General features: G+C 70.5%; 10 protein-coding genes. 5 read left to right on the top strand and 5 right to left on the bottom strand.

The window, feature by feature from the left end; translation table 11 throughout:
- Positions 1–34 precede the first annotated feature (34 nt).
- Positions 35–1,039, top strand: a complete 1,005-nt coding sequence (locus VZL07_RS36275; protein ID WP_426757448.1) for a chemotaxis protein CheB — start codon at positions 35–37, stop codon at positions 1,037–1,039.
- Positions 1,033–2,835, top strand: a complete 1,803-nt coding sequence (locus VZL07_RS36270) for a CheR family methyltransferase (protein ID WP_426757447.1) — start codon at positions 1,033–1,035, stop codon at positions 2,833–2,835. The genes VZL07_RS36275 and VZL07_RS36270 overlap by 7 nt, the downstream gene beginning before the upstream one ends.
- Before the next feature lie 29 nt (positions 2,836–2,864).
- Here VZL07_RS36270 and VZL07_RS36265 read toward each other — a convergent pair whose 3' ends face one another.
- Positions 2,865–3,185 (bottom strand): polyhydroxyalkanoic acid system family protein, encoded by a 321-nt coding sequence (locus VZL07_RS36265; protein ID WP_426752520.1) that lies wholly within the window; start codon positions 3,183–3,185, stop codon positions 2,865–2,867.
- 104 nt (positions 3,186–3,289) lie between these two features.
- Positions 3,290–4,756 (bottom strand): deoxyribodipyrimidine photo-lyase, encoded by a 1,467-nt coding sequence (locus VZL07_RS36260; protein WP_426752519.1) that lies wholly within the window; start codon positions 4,754–4,756, stop codon positions 3,290–3,292.
- A gap of 107 nt (positions 4,757–4,863) precedes the next feature.
- Between VZL07_RS36260 and VZL07_RS36255 the strand changes: the two genes are divergently transcribed.
- The 3 genes from VZL07_RS36255 (at position 4,864) to VZL07_RS36245 (ending at position 8,411) form a co-directional block, all read left to right on the top strand.
- Positions 4,864–6,390: a hypothetical protein gene (locus VZL07_RS36255; RefSeq protein ID WP_426752518.1), complete on the top strand. Its 1,527-nt coding sequence runs from the start codon at positions 4,864–4,866 to the stop codon at positions 6,388–6,390.
- A gap of 68 nt (positions 6,391–6,458) precedes the next feature.
- Positions 6,459–7,604: a DUF1015 family protein gene (locus tag VZL07_RS36250; RefSeq protein ID WP_426757446.1), complete on the top strand. Its 1,146-nt coding sequence runs from the start codon at positions 6,459–6,461 to the stop codon at positions 7,602–7,604.
- 9 nt (positions 7,605–7,613) lie between these two features.
- Positions 7,614–8,411 carry a tRNA1(Val) (adenine(37)-N6)-methyltransferase gene (locus tag VZL07_RS36245; RefSeq protein WP_426752517.1) on the top strand — a complete coding sequence of 266 codons (798 nt, stop codon included), beginning with the start codon at positions 7,614–7,616 and terminating at the stop codon, positions 8,409–8,411.
- Positions 8,412–8,623: 212 nt separating this feature from the next.
- Here VZL07_RS36245 and VZL07_RS36240 read toward each other — a convergent pair whose 3' ends face one another.
- From VZL07_RS36240 to VZL07_RS36230, 3 genes are read right to left on the bottom strand one after another with little or no spacing between them, the layout of a single operon-like run.
- Entirely contained in the window at positions 8,624–9,574 is a 951-nt protein-coding gene (locus VZL07_RS36240; RefSeq protein ID WP_426752516.1) for an NAD-dependent epimerase/dehydratase family protein, read from the bottom strand.
- Complete coding sequence (locus tag VZL07_RS36235) at positions 9,571–12,177, bottom strand: SDR family oxidoreductase (RefSeq protein ID WP_426752515.1); 2,607 nt, start codon at positions 12,175–12,177, stop codon at positions 9,571–9,573. Before VZL07_RS36235 ends, VZL07_RS36240 begins: the two co-directional genes overlap by 4 nt.
- Positions 12,177–14,072 (bottom strand): FAD-binding oxidoreductase, encoded by a 1,896-nt coding sequence (locus VZL07_RS36230; protein WP_426752514.1) that lies wholly within the window; start codon positions 14,070–14,072, stop codon positions 12,177–12,179. The genes VZL07_RS36235 and VZL07_RS36230 overlap by 1 nt, the downstream gene beginning before the upstream one ends.
- Positions 14,073–14,075: the final 3 nt, after the last annotated feature.

Below are 14,075 nucleotides of genomic sequence, written 5' to 3'. Positions count from 1 at the left end.
GCCAGGCTTGGGCGGTAGCGCGGCGGTCGCAGGAATGGCGTTCCGGGTGCTCATGGTGGGCAAGGGGCTGCGTGCGCTCGCGGCCCGGGGCCTGTTCGATGGGGAATCCCTGGTGCCCGTGGGGCCGGCGGAGGTGGAGTTCGCCGGCGCCCTGGTGGCCGTGCAGCGCCATTTTCCGGATGTGGTGCTGGTGGACCTGAGCGCGCTGGACGCGCTGGCCGCCATCGAGCAGGTGATGGTGGAGCGCCCCGTGCCGGTGCTGGCCCTGCACCCGGGGGTGCTCTCCGGCCAGGAGGCCTTCCAGGCGATGGTGGCGGGCGCGCTGGACGTGCTGGAGCGCCCGGCGTCGCCAGGGCCCGAGTTCTGGGCGCACGTGTCGCGCAAGCTGGTGCTGCTGGCGCAGGTGAAGGCGGTGCGTCAGGTGCAGTCGCGGCCAGCGCCGCAGGCCGCGAAGGAGGCCCGGCCGCCTCCGCCGTACCCGCTGGTGGCCATCGCCGCCTCGCTGGGCGGCCCCAAGGCGGTGGCGCAGGTGCTGCGGATGATTCCCCGCGGCTTCCCGGCCCCCATCGCCTACTGCCAGCACATCAGCGAGGGCTTCACGGAGGGGCTCGCGCACTGGCTGGCCAACGAGACGGCGCTTCGCGTGCGCGAGGCGGAACATGACGTGGTCATGGAGCCGGGCTCGGTGTACATCGCTCCGTCTGGCAGTCATCTCTTGGTCAGACCGGAGGGCAGGTTGGAGCTGGACTCCGGCCCCGCGCTTCGCGGTTTCCGGCCATCCTGTGACATGCTGCTTACTTCCGCGGGCGAGTCGTTCGGATCGCGCTGCATCGGGGTCATCCTGACGGGCATGGGGCGCGACGGCGCGCGAGGGCTGAAGGAGATTCGAGAGCGGGGGGGCCGGACGATTGCCCAGGACGAGGCGTCCAGCGTCGTCTGGGGCATGCCCCGCGAAGCGGTGCTGATGGGCGCGGCGCACGAGGTGCTGCCGCTGAGCCGGATTGGCGCGGCGCTGATGCAGTGGGTGGACTTGTGCTGACGGCGAGCCAGAAAGTCTTGCAGCAACTGGCCGCGCTGCTCCTGGAGCGCGCGGGGTTGAAGATTACCCCGGACGGCTTTCACAGCCTCCGGCTGGCGCTGTCCACCCGCATGCCCGTGCTGGGCCTGGACGAGCCCGAGCACTACCTCCAGCGCCTGACGGGCCCCGGCGGCGAGGAGGAGCTGCGCTCGCTGCTGCCGCTCGTCACGGTGGGGCACACCGAGTTCTTCCGCGACGCGAAGCAGTTCCGCGCGCTGGAGAAGAGCGTGCTGCCGGACCTGGTGTCGCGCTCGCGGCGGGAGATGCGCAAGGTCTCCATCTGGTCCGCGGGCTGCGCGACGGGTGAGGAGCCCTACAGCCTGGCGATGGTGCTCGCGGAGCTGGGCGCGCTGGCCATCGAGGTGGACCTGTGGGCCACCGACCTCAACCTGGCGGCGGTGGAGGCGGCGAAGCAGGGGCGCTTCACCTCGCGGCGCGCCATCAGCATCAACCAGGAGCGGCTCACCCGCTTCTTCCGCCCCGTGGAGGACGGCTACGAGGCCCTGCCCGCGCTGCGTGAGTACATCCGCTTCGACGGACAGAACCTGGCCGCGCCCGTCTTCGACAAGGTGGCCCTGTCGTCGCTCGACCTCATCCTCTGCCGCAACGTCATCATCTACTTCGACCTGCCCACCATCCGCGGGCTGATGGACCGCTTCCTCGCCGCGCTGCGTCCGGGCGGGCTGCTGTTCCTGGGGTACTCGGAGAGCCTCTTCAAGGTCTACGACCGCTTCGAGATGATCGAGGTGGAGGGAGCCTTCGTCTACCGCCGTCCGCTGAACGACAAGGCCCTGCGCGTGCCGCCGCTGCGCATCACCCCGTATCCGGGTGAGCCGGACATCGCCGCGCGCAAGCCCGCGCCGACAGAGGCGTATGCCGCGGACGTGCACAAGCGCGTGCAGCCCTCGGACGTGCCGCTCACCACGCGCCTGCCCGCGGTGACGGTGTCACCGAGTCCCACGGCAACGACGCCCAGCGTGACGCTGCCGGCCATCGGTGCTTCGACGAGCCCGCGGTCCGTCGTGCCGGGGCGGCTGCCGGCGGTGTCGCCGCACGCGCCGCTGCCCGCGATTGCCGCGCCGCCGCCGGCCAGCGGTGCGCGCTCGCGCATCACCGCCGAGCTCCCCTCGGTGAGCAGCCAGGAGTCCGCGCGACCCCGCATCACCACGGAGCTGCCCGCGGTGGCCCCGACGCCGCGCACGCCCACCACGGAGGTGCCCGCCTGGCCCATGCTGCTTCCCCCGGCGGAGCGCCTGGCCATGGCGGTGCGGAAGATGATGCAGGGCGACTTCTCCGCGGCCATCGCCGGCGTGCAGCGGCTGCTGGCGGACGAGCCCAGCGACCTGGACGGGTTGCTCACCCTGGGCAACCTCTTCTCGCTCACCGGGCGCATCCCCGAGGCGCGCGAGGCCTTCGCGCAGGCGATTCAGCGCGAGCCGCTGTGTGTGGAGGCGCGCGTGTTCGGCGGGGTCGCCGCGCTCCAGGCGGGTGAGCTGGGAGAGGCGCGGTCCGAGCTGAGCAAGGCCCTGTTCCTCGAGCCCACGCTGGCCATCGGCCACTATCTCCTCGCGCAGGTGCACGAGCGCACCCAGGACCACGAAGCGGCGCGGCGCAGCTACCGCAACGCCATTGCCCAGCTCCGGTATCCGCAGCGGCCCCTGGCGGGGCACTACCCGGAGATGCCGGACTCGGCCGACGCCATCTCCCGCGCGGCACGCTATGCGCTCGCCGCGCTGGAGGAGCAGCCCCTGCGCTGACGCAGGGGCCGCGAGGCCTTCACGTCACGTCAGTCCAGGCTGCTCTTCACCTGCTCAAGGCTCTTGTTCGGGTCGAGCACCATGCCGAACTTCTTCTGCAGGTAGCTCTTGGCCTGACCGCGCAGCAGCATGCCCGGGTCGGTGCCTTCACCCTCGACGGCCTTGTCGGTGATGACGAACGAGGCGTCCATCTGGATGCCCATCACCTTGCCGACGATTTTCGCGCCTTCCCCCTGCCAGTCCGCCTTCACGCCGTACTTGCCGCCCCAGTACTGGAGCAACTGGTCGACGCGCTTCTTGACCTCCTCCTTGGGGAGGGAGTGGGGGATATCGAACTTCATCATTCCCATGGCTGGCTCCTGATCTCGGTGTCCCGCTCCGAGCGTTTAGCCGTGTGCGAGCGGGAATGGAACCGCCGTCTCACTTTTGGGCGCTCGGATGTCAACAGACTTGCTCACCTGCCTGCCGCCCCGCGGACGCGCTTGAGCTTCACCGGTGGGTCCTCCGGCCGACCCCAGCGCTCCAGGTAGGGAGCCAGGTCGAACTTCGCCGCCGTGCGGGCAGAGCTCATGGGCCGCACCTTGCCCAGCACCTTCCGCTCCTGGAAGGGCCGGTCGTGCAGTCCCAGTACCCACATGAAGTTGGCGACGCTGGCCGGGTCCCTCCCATCCACCGCGTACTTGTCGTTGAGGAACGCGATGCGTTGAAGCGCCGTCCCGGGAGAGGGCGTCCACTCGAGGATCTTCTTTCCCCAGAGCATGCGCAGGTAGTTGTGGATGCGCCCGCGCTCCAGCAGCTCGCGCTGGGCCGCGTTCCACAGGCCGTCCGCGGTGCGGGCCTCTTCCAGCTGCTTCAATGCGTAGCGGTGCTCGCGCGGGTCCTTCTGGTGCTGCGTGAGCGACTCGCGGGCCCACGGGGGCAGGGAGGCCATGGAGAGCTGCTGTGGTCCCGGAGTGTGGAAGCAGTAGTTGAAGCCCAGCTCGCGGCGGACGAGCAACTCCTCGAGGAAGGCCTGAACGGACGAATCCTTCTCACCACGGGCCTGGATGGCGGCGCGCGCGGCCTCGCCGGGGAAGAGGTTGCCCCAGTGGAAGAAGGGGGACAGGCCCGAGTGCTTCGAGAGCCCCGGGTCGTTCCGGCCGGTGTCGTAGCCGTCCAGGCGGTGGTGGATGAAGTCACGCAGGGCCTGGAGGCCGGCCTTGCGTCCACCGCGCTCGGCGATGGGCGCCACCGCATGGTCCAGGTCGAAGGTGTGCAGGGCGTGACGTGCCTCGCGCGCGTCGGCCGTGGCGAAGTCCGGGGTCAGCTTGCGCCCGGCCGCGGCGGCCTTCACTGCGCGGTTGGGGACGGTGCGCTCCAGGTACTCAGGCCACAGCTTTCGCAACTTGGGCCGCAATGTGTACGCCCCTATCTGGCGGCTGCCGATGCGCTGCATGGGCACCACGCACGAGGCGTCCACCGCGAACAGGGGCACATTCAGTGCCCGGGCCGCGCCGCGCAGGTGGCCGGGGATGATGTACGTGGGGAACAGGTCCGACACGACGGCGGCGGCGCGGCGGCCGAGCTCGGCCAGCCGGGGGCGGTGCTCCCGCGGTGTGCGGGGGAGCTCCAGCCAGTAGGGCAGACCGCGCGCGGCGCAGCCCGCGGCCATGTCCATCATTCCTTCCAGGGCCCAGGCGTGGAGCCGGTCCGAGGCATAGGGGTAGTCCGGGCGGATGGCCTGGTAGACGACGACGGGCAGACCCAGGTGGTTGCCCAGGCCAATGGCGGCGTCGAGCGCGTGGTTCTGCTCGGCGCGATGGTTCACCATGCACCAGTAGAGGACGAACTCCCGCCGGCCCGAGGGGAGGGGGGCGTCCTTCACCACCTGGACGCGCGACGAGTCGACCCCGAGCTCGGCCCACGAAAAGCCTTCCGGCATGGTTCCTCACTTTCCGCGAGCCATGTTCGTTGGGGACGCTCCAATTTCCGGCACCGGAGGACGGGTTGTGGTTTTCTGCCAGCCGGCCGGACCGAAGGAGTCCTTGCGTGTCACCACTGAGAACCTGGAGCTGCCTCCCCATCGCCGTCCTCGCTCTCGCGCTCGTCCTCCCGGAGCCCGCGAAGGCGCAAGCTGGCGGAACCTATCCATCCCCGGCGAATTCGCAGCCGCCGTCCGCCCCCGCGGGTTATGCGGCCCCGCCGCAGCCCACGTATCGGCAGGTGGATTCGGCCGCGCAGCCTGCGTCGCAACAGCCCGCCGACCCGTACGCGGCCCCACCGTCGTCCGCGCAGCCCGCGGACCCGTATGCGCAGCCGCCCGCGGACACCTACGCGCCTCCGACCCAACAGCCCGCGAATCCGTATGCGGCGCCCGCGGACCCGTATGCGCAGCCGCCGGCCACGCAGCAGCCCGCCGACCCGTACGCGCAGCCGCCCGCGTCTCAGCAGCCCGCCGACCCGTACGCGCCTCCCTCGCAGCAGCCCGCGGATCCGTACGCGTCGCCCACATCGCAGCAGCCCGCGGACCCGTATGCGCCCCCCCCCGCGACGGAGCAGCCCGCGGACCCGTATGCGCAGCCGTCGCAGCATGCCTCTCCGCCGCCGGGGCGGCAGTCCGTGAGTGACGCGCCCACGCTGCCTCCGGACGAGGACTCGCTGCGCACGAAGCCGCAGTCGCCGCTGACGCCGGACGGGAAGTCCAGCGCCCGGGCCCGGGCGGAGGTGCCGCCCGTCGAGGACACCGGAGTGATGCTGGATGGACGGCCGCGCCAGGGGCCCTTCCTGTCCGGTCCCGGAAGCTTCAGCTTCATCGTGCACCACACGGCGATGGGCGCGCTCGGTGGCTTCTTCACCCAGGCGTTCGCCAAGGACTTCAACTTCGACAAGAGCTCGCGCGAGGCGATGCTGGCGGGCACGCTCATCGGCGCGGGCCTGGGCTTTGGTGCCTCGTCCTGGTGGCAGTTCAACAACTGGGTGGACCGGCCCATGGCCACGTTCGGCATCGCCAACTCGGTGGTGGGCGGCATGTTCACCGCGGGCCTGATGGACCTCTTCACCCAGGACCCGGGCGTGCTGACGTGGTCCGCCTTCCTGGGCGCGGAGCTGGGCGCGTGGCTCACGGCGGGCATCGGCGGTGGCCAGCTTCCGCTCAATGACGGGCTGCTCATCTCCTCGGGCGCGGGGTGGGGCGCGGCCTACGCGGCCTTGCTGTTGGCCATCATCCACTTCTCTGGCACGCCCGTGTCGGGCAAGTCGTGGCGAGACACGCTGCTCCTCGCACCGGGCATTGGCGCGGGCGCGCTGGCCCTGGCCACCATGCGGTACAACCCGACGCCGTCACAAATCGTCCGAGCGAACATCTTCGGCAGCGGCGTGGGCGCGGTGGTGCTGCTCGTCTCCGGCCTGGTGCTCGGCGGGTTCGACCAGTCGACGCCCTATGTCCTGTCCTTCCTCGGCTCGGCGGGTGCCATCACCACCGTGAGCCTCCTGTGGGAGGAGAGCGTGGACCGCTCCAGCGTGCGGATGTCCAGCCGCTCGGCGAAGGACCGGCCGTACACGAACGTCTGGTGGTAGACGCGGTGTAGAGCAGGCTGGCGTGCGCCATGGCACGGCGGGGCAGGAAGCACCACCTTCCCACCGACATGGCGCGCGTCAATCCCTTCACGGCCCTTCTTGCTCCGCTGGCCTCCTCGTTGGAGCCCAGCGGCTACGTGCCGCGTGGCAACGCGGTTCCCCAGCCCTCTCATGTCCGGCCGCTGCTGGAGGCGGCCAACCCCGCGGCGGAGCTGCGGCGCCTGAGGGATTCGGGGACGCTGCTCAAGGACCCTCGCCCCGCGATGTACCTGGTGGAAGTCCAGGGCCCCGCCGGGAAGCTCGGCGGTCCTCCGGTTCGCTTCCTCCTGTGCGCCTTGAACCCGGACGCGGGTACGTCGCTGGAACACGACCCGTACCGACCCCGCGCCTGGGGGGCGGAGCCCGCCGTCACCCTCACCGCGGATGACCATGGCGTGCTGCGCGGGCTGCTCGCCGAGGCGTCGGAGCGCGCCATCGTCGTCTGGCAGGGGCAGTACGGGCAGAGCGCGCTCTCGCTGCGTCGCATCGAGCCGTCGCCCATCTCGAAGCGGCTGCAGACGGTGCTGGACGAGGCCCCCATGCGCCCGCTGGCGGCGCTGGACGAGCGAGGCCCGACGCTGGCGGCGGTGGTGCCGCTGTCCGACCCGGGGCTGGAGCTGCTGCCCATCCACCGCGCGCTCAAGGGCGTGGAGACCTTCAAGGAGGAGACCTTCCTCACCCTGGTGACGGCATATGCGCGCGTCTACGAGCTGGATGAGCCGCTGAACACGCCCCGCGGGCTGGCGGTGGCGCGTGAGCGGTTGGCCACGCTCATCACCGGACACCACGCGGTGTTGCTGGTGCTGCCGGGCGGCCGAGGCCGGATTCTGCGATTCCGCCAGGGGCTGGACCTGGCGCACCTCAAGGGCGCGCCGCGCAATCCCACCCTGCGGAGCCTGGACCTCGCGCTGCTCAACGCGCTGGTGCTGCGGACGGTGCTGGGTATCAAGGACCCGGAGGCGCCGGGGCACTCGCAGGTGTTCCCGGTGCAGGGGCTGGCGTCGCTGGTGGATGGCGTCGAGTCAGGCGTCTTCCAGGCAGGCTTCGCGCTCAATCCGCCGCCGCTGTGGGAGGTGAGGGCCGTCATGGAGGCGCAGGCGACACTGCCGCCGAGCACGCTCCGCGTCGAACCCTTGCCGCCCGCGGGCCTGCTCTTCCTGGATCGGGAAGCCTGACCTGCCTGCGTGAGGGTCCTGACGCATACCCTGCCGGAGGAGCTGCCCCGGCGCGTGCCGCTCGAGCTTCGACCCGGACCGGGGGAGACGCTCGACTCGATCTGCGGGGGCAGGGTGCAGGTGCTCCAGCGGCGCCAGGGATACCGCTTCACGTTGGACCCGTTGCTGCTCGCGCACTTCGCGATGGAGGAGGGCGCGGCGCAGCGGGGCCGGCTGATGGACCTGGGCACGGGGTGCGGAATCATTCCCCTGGTCCTGGCGCGGAAGTTCGGGCGCAAGGACATCACCGCGCTGGAGCTGCAGCCGCGCCTGTTCTCGCTGGCCGAGCGCAATGTGTATCTCAACCGGTGCGAGCGCGAGGTGTCGCTGGTGCAAGGCGACCTGCGCCGGGTGGGCATGCAGTTTCCAGCGGGCAGCTTCGCGCACGTGCTGTGCAATCCGCCGTACCGGGCGCGGGCATCGGGGCGCAGCAGTGTGTCCATGGAGAAAGCGATTGCCCGCCACGAGCTGGCGTGTGAGCTCCAGGACGTGGTGCGCGCCGCGGACTACCTGCTGGTGCCGCGCGGCTCGCTGTTCATGGTGCACCCGGCGTCCCGCTTCGGAGAGCTGGTGTCCGTGTTGAGGGTGCACCGCATGGAGCCACGCACGGTGCGCTGCGTGCATCCGCTGGCCGGCAGACCCGCGAAGCTGGTGCTGCTCCACGCCATCAAGGCGGGCAGGGCCGACCTGACGGTGCTGCCGCCCCTGGTGCTCCACGGCGAGGACGAGCATGCGTTCACGGACGAAGTGAACGCGATGCTCGGGTGAGTGGACTCGCGGATGGAAGCGAGCGGAGTCGCTGACGCGCGAGAGGCGGCGCCCCACTTGACGCCGCTCCACCGGGCCAGCGGGTACGAGCCGTGCGCTCCTTCACCCTTGAGCGGGCGCCGCCCTGCCTGTGCACCCTCGCGCCGGAGGGGAAGCGCCGCACGCCTCCCCGACCGTGGGCGGGTAGCGGCGCCTCGACTCCTCCCTGGCGGTCAGTTCCGCGCCCGTGACTCTCGCAGCCACGCCACCGTGTCACTCAACGTCTGCCGGTGGCTGCGCGGCCGGTAGTCGAGCTCTTCGTGGCTCCACAGCGTCTTGAAGCCCCAGTGGCACGTCGACATCTCGAGCACCACGGGGTCCGGGAGCTTCTTGAGCGGCACGCGCGAGCCCAGCCTGGCGAGCCCGTCGACGACGAGCGTCGGCACGCCGGGGCGGTTCACCTGGATGCCGGCGACCTCGCCCACGCGCTCGAAGAAGGTGCGCAACGGCATCGAGGTGCCGGGCAGGTGGTACGTGTCGCGCCAGTCTGCCTTCCGCGCCAGGTTCGCGAGCGCCTGCGCCACGTCGCGCACATCGGTGAAGGCGATGCCGCCCGCGGGGATGAACGGGAGGCGGCCGTCCAGCACGCGCGCCACGTTGGTCGTCGAGCGCCCCAGGGTGTCGCCGGGGCCGAGCAGCACGGGCGGCCGGACGACGGTCATCTCCACGCCGAGCTGCCGGGCCAGCTTCCGCGCCTGCTGTTCCGCCCGAATCTTCGACAGGTAGTACGGCCAGCGGCCGACCATCGCCTCGGCGTAGAGGGAGTGCTCATCGGCCTCGATGGTGGCGTGCGGGAAGCAGCCCACCGTGCCGGAGGTCGACACCAGCACCAGCCGCGCGTCGAGCGCCTTCGCTGCCCGCACCATGGCCAGCGAGCTGTCGATGTTGAAGCGCACCATCTCGTCGGCATGCCGCCGGCTGTGGTGGACCATGCCGGCCGAGTGAATCAGCACCTTCACGCCCTGGGCCTGTGGCAACCAGGTATCGGGGTCGAGCGGCGTTCCTGAAATCTGCGCCACCCGGGTCGACAGGGGCGAGCGCACCAGGGCGACGGCATCGTCGCCCAGCACCTCGAGGAGATTGCGGCCGAGGAAACCGCTGGCTCCCGTGACGAGCGTCTTCATGACTCGACCCCGCGCCAGGCGCACGCCTCATGGAACTGCGAGAGCTGCGCCGCGTTCGGTCCCCACTCGAAGCCATCGCCCGCGGGCTTCACGATGTCGAGCGACACCAGCGCCTGGACCACGCCGTCGAGGTGCGGCCGGTGCGTCACGGCGACGTCCTTCAACTCGACGGGTGCGCGGACCTTGGTGGCCTCCATGTAGTCGCGCACCACGGGCTCGAAGAGCGCCTTCACCACCGCGTCGACGCGCGCATCGCCCATCTCGGCGAACGGCGTGGCGCACCAGCGGTACCGCGACAGGTGGTCCTCCAGCGCGGGGTTGCCAGGCTGCCGTGCCAGCACGTCGCCCGCGAACCAGTGCTGCCACTGGTTCCGCAGCGAGTGCGCCAGCGCGGGAGGCAAGGGATTCGGCACGGGCAGGTCGCTGGCCAGCACGCGGCCACCGCGCCGCTCGATGGCCTCGCGCAGCCACGCCTCGTCGACGCCGGGAATCGGGTGCTCGGCGAGGAAGGCGCGCAGGTGGAAGCTGCTGACCGTGGTGTGCCGTTGCAGCTCGGCCATGAGCGCATGGCTCAGCGCGCGAACGTCGGTGTCTCGCTGGAGCAGCTGCGGCGCGCCGCACGCCATGTGGACGCGGCCCAGCTGCACGTTGCCGCGCACCAGCTTCGAGAGCCAGCCCAGCACGCCGGTGAGGGTCATCTTCGGGCGGGGGTGTCCGGCCAGCTCCTTCGCGAGCGACGCCTCCTCCGGGAGCCGGTCGTAGGAGATGGCGATGGGCAGCACCACGAACTGACGTCCCGTGTTCTGCAGCGCGCGCAGCAGCCCGCGCTTCGGCGGCAGCATCAACCGCGCGCGGCTGCGCTGGCCCTCGACGAAGAACATGAGCGACGCGTTCTTCTCCGTCAGCCGGCGCAGCTCCTCCCCGAGCTCCGGCACCTCACGGCCCACGCCGCGCTTGATGAAGAAGGCCTGGGAGTCCTTGAGAATCGGGCCCACCACGGGGATGCGACCGAACTCCTCCGCGGCGGCGATGTGCGGCATGGAGATGCCCAGCTCCGGGTGCTGGAAGCACAGGTAGCTGGTCAGCAGGAAGTCGAAGTAGCTGCGGTGCGTGGGCGCCAGCACCACCAGCGCGCCCGGAGGCACGTGCTCCATCGCGCGCTCGAAGGACGGCCGGTCGAACGTCACGTCGCTCATGCAGCGGCGGAACGTCTTGCGCAGGGCATAGCCGAAGAGCTTGAGCGTGGTGTTGCCCACCTGGCGCTCCCGGACCCACTCACCGTCGCCGCGCGCGTCGTCGTGCTTCGGACCCGCGAAGGACACCTGCGTCTCGTCGCGTGAGAGCAGGTGCCGGTACATGCCTTCATCCACCACGCGCACGTACTCGAATGGATCGAAGCCGGGCACCTCGAGTGGCGTGCTGCGCACGAAGTCGAAGGTGTGGTGGGTGAAGTAGGCGAAGCCCTCGTTGAGGTACTGCACCTTCTCGTCCGCGCGCGTGAGGCGGCGGTGCGCCTTGCTCCGGCGGAGCAGCGCGAGCGCGGCCTTCTGCAGCTGCACCGGCAGCTCACGACGGACGAAGTCGACTTTGTCGAAGCCGTGGTCCTTGCGGCCGACGAACATGTCCGGCGCCTTCACCACGCCGGGCCGGTGCTTGAACCACTCGATGGTCGACGCGGCGGCCATGTCGATGCGCAGCGCGCGCTGGACACCCATGGTGGCGTGGACGATGGGCACGGGCTCGCCGGGCCGTGGCATGGGGCCGAACACCGCGCGCACGACCTCGCTGGCCACCACGTCCACCGGCACGACGTCGAGCCGCACCGACGGGTCGGCGTTGAACGCACGCACCACGCCCAGGCCGCTGTACAGCAGGCAGCCCGCCAGCGCCGCCGGGCTGTCCAGCCAGGCAGGGAAGGGCGTGCGGTACGACGCCGACACGATGCTGGGCCGCACGATGACGACGGGCACGTGCCCGCGCTGCTCGGAGATGAGGTGCTCGGCGACGCTCTTGGTCAGCGTGTACGTATTGGGGTGGCCGGTGAGCGCCAGCCACTCGCGGCCCTCTCCCTGCGCCGTCTGGAAGGCCTCGTAGAGCTCCGCGGCGGGCTTCGGCAGGTGCGCCAGCTTCTCTTCGATGGGGCCGGGCCGCCAGACGTTGACGTAGGCCGTCGACACGTCGACCATGCCCACCACGTTCGGACAGCTGCGCGCGAGCGCCAGCACCGACAGGGCGCTCCGGATGTTGGCGGAGGCCGCCTGCGCGAGCGGCAGGTCGAAGTCCACGCTGGCCGCGCAGTGCACGACGTGCGTGACGTGGTGGCGCACCTTGTCGGCGTCTGCGGGAGACAGGCCGCAGTCGGGCTGCTCCAGGTCGCCGCTCACCACGTCGACGCGCTCCGTCCAGTCGGACGGGAGGTGTGCGAAGCAGGCGGCCTTCGCCACCTTCTCGAAGCGCTCGGCGGCCGACTGCACGCGGCCTTGCCGGTCCTTCGACTCGCGCACCAGCACGGTGACGCGCTCGACGTCCTGCCGGAGCAGGGTCTCCAGCACGACCTTGCCCACGAAGCCGGTGACACCCGTGAGGAAAACGTGGCGGGCCATCAGTGCGCCTCCTCGTCCGGGGTGAGCGCCACCGGGCCGTTGATGCCGCTGTTCGACGCGCCGAAGACGTTGTCGGGGTCGATGGCGGCCTTCACCTTGCGGTTCAGCGCCAGCGCGCCTTCCGAGTACACCTCGGGCAGGAAGCCGCGGCGGATCTTGCCGACGCCATGGTGGTGCGAGAGCGAGCCGCCCGCGGCGAGAATCTCCTCGCGCGCCGCATGCTCGAGCGCCGCATACGCGGCCACGGGGTCGGGCACGCCGCGCGCGTAGAAGCCCAGGTAGAAGTAGATGACGACGCCGGTCTGGTAGACCTGCGTGAAGCGGCCGGTGAAGAAGACCTTCCCCGGCAGGCCCATCGCGGCATGCTCCTTCTCGACGCGGCGCTGCACGCGCTCGTAGAGCTCCATGGCGCGGCTCCACGGCACGCTCGTCTCGAAGCTCTCGGCGATGGCCCAGTGCTCGAAGGTGAGGTCGCGGATGTACGCGATGCCGAAGGTGAGCTGGTAGCCGCGCTCGCCGTTGGCGCCGCCGCCCTTCATGCCGCCGTGCTCCGCGGCGATGCGGTACAGCGTCTTCTCCTGGAACTCCACCTCCTCGCGCGAGCCCTCGAAGACGATGGTGGCCACGGCCAGCTTGTACGGGTCGAAGCCCTTGAGCTTGGTGACCACGACCTTCTCGACCTCGCTCTTCAGCTTCGCCGCCAGCCCATGCTTGGCCGGCTTGAGCGCCTGTCCGAAGTGGAACTGGGTGTTGTCCATGACGCGCACGCTGGCCGGCACCGCGCCCGACTTCTGGAGCTCGTAGAGGAAGGCGAGGCCCGCCGCCAGGTCGGGGAAGATGACCGAGCCGTAGCGCTGGACCTCGGGAAGCGGGAAGAGCTTCACCACCGCCGTGGTGACGATGCCGAAGTTGCCCTCGCTGCCGAACATGTACTGGCGCGGGTTGACGCCGACGCTTTCCCGGGGCGCCTGGCGCGGGCGGTCCACGATGCCCTGGGACGTGACGACCTGCATGTCGAGCACCAGGTCCTCGATGTTGCCGTAGCGGTTCTTCTTCATGCCGCTGGCGTTGGTGGCAATCCACCCGCCGAGCGTGGAGAACTCGAGGCTGTCGGGCTCGTGGCCGATGGTGAAGCCGAACTTCGCGAGCTCGGTCATCAGGTGGCGACCCGTGGCGCCGGCCTCGATGCGGGCCATGCGGTTGACGGGGTCGATCCACAGGATGCGGTTCATCTGCCGCATGTCGACGGCGATGACCAGGCGCTTCTCCGAGAGGGGGATGCGCAGGGCCTCCGTCACGTTGGTGCCGCCGCCAAACGGGATGACGCAGGCGCCGTGCTTCGTCGCCACCTCCACCAGCCTCACCACCTCTTCGTGGCTCCGCGGGAAGACGACGAGGTCGGGCACGCGGTCCAGCTTGCGGTAGCGGATGGCCCAGATTTCACCGCCGGTGTGGCCGTGGCCGCGCCGCAGGCGCTGCTTGGGGTCGTCCGTGAGCTGGTCTTCCTTCAGGAACTCGCGCAGCGCCGCCACGAGCTTGTCGTCCTTCTTCGCCTCGGGAATCTCGGGCGGGTAGTGCGGCTCGTTGCGGTTGTCGTAGCCCAGCGGCGAGGCCAGCTTGCTGGCGAACCAGGGCATCAGGTCGGGCATGGCGACGTTGCTGATGTTGTAGCGGGTGCCCGTCAGCACGGTGCTGCCGTCGGGCCGCACCTCGAAGCGCGTATCGGCGAAGCCCCAGCCATCGAGCGACTCCAGGTCGTTAGACGCCGCGGGAGCCGGCGGCGTGAAGCGTGTGTCTCCCGAGGAGACTGTGGTGGGCGTGCCGCCGATTCGCTCGCCCACTTCGTTCAGCACCACTTTTCCCAGTCGACGCAGAAAACCTGATTGTTCAGCCATTGT

The organism is Pseudomyxococcus flavus, from assembly GCF_050038885.1.
Taxonomy (GTDB): domain Bacteria; phylum Myxococcota; class Myxococcia; order Myxococcales; family Myxococcaceae; genus Myxococcus; species Myxococcus flavus.
The sequence above is the reverse complement of the archived record's forward strand: the minus strand, read 5'-3'. Positions and strand labels throughout refer to the sequence as shown.

What these genes read in the sequence shown, in the direction of transcription:
- VZL07_RS36250 (WP_426757446.1), top strand. Translation starts at nt 6,459, where the DNA reads ATGGCGCGCGTCAATCCCTTCACGGCCCTTCTTGCTCCGCTGGCCTCC.
- VZL07_RS36230 (WP_426752514.1), bottom strand. Translation starts at nt 14,072, where the DNA reads ATGGCTGAACAATCAGGTTTTCTGCGTCGACTGGGAAAAGTGGTGCTG.
- VZL07_RS36260 (WP_426752519.1), bottom strand. Translation starts at nt 4,756, where the DNA reads ATGCCGGAAGGCTTTTCGTGGGCCGAGCTCGGGGTCGACTCGTCGCGC.
- VZL07_RS36275 (WP_426757448.1), top strand. Translation starts at nt 35, where the DNA reads ATGGCGTTCCGGGTGCTCATGGTGGGCAAGGGGCTGCGTGCGCTCGCG.
- VZL07_RS36240 (WP_426752516.1), bottom strand. Translation starts at nt 9,574, where the DNA reads ATGAAGACGCTCGTCACGGGAGCCAGCGGTTTCCTCGGCCGCAATCTC.
- VZL07_RS36265 (WP_426752520.1), bottom strand. Translation starts at nt 3,185, where the DNA reads ATGGGAATGATGAAGTTCGATATCCCCCACTCCCTCCCCAAGGAGGAG.
- VZL07_RS36235 (WP_426752515.1), bottom strand. Translation starts at nt 12,177, where the DNA reads ATGGCCCGCCACGTTTTCCTCACGGGTGTCACCGGCTTCGTGGGCAAG.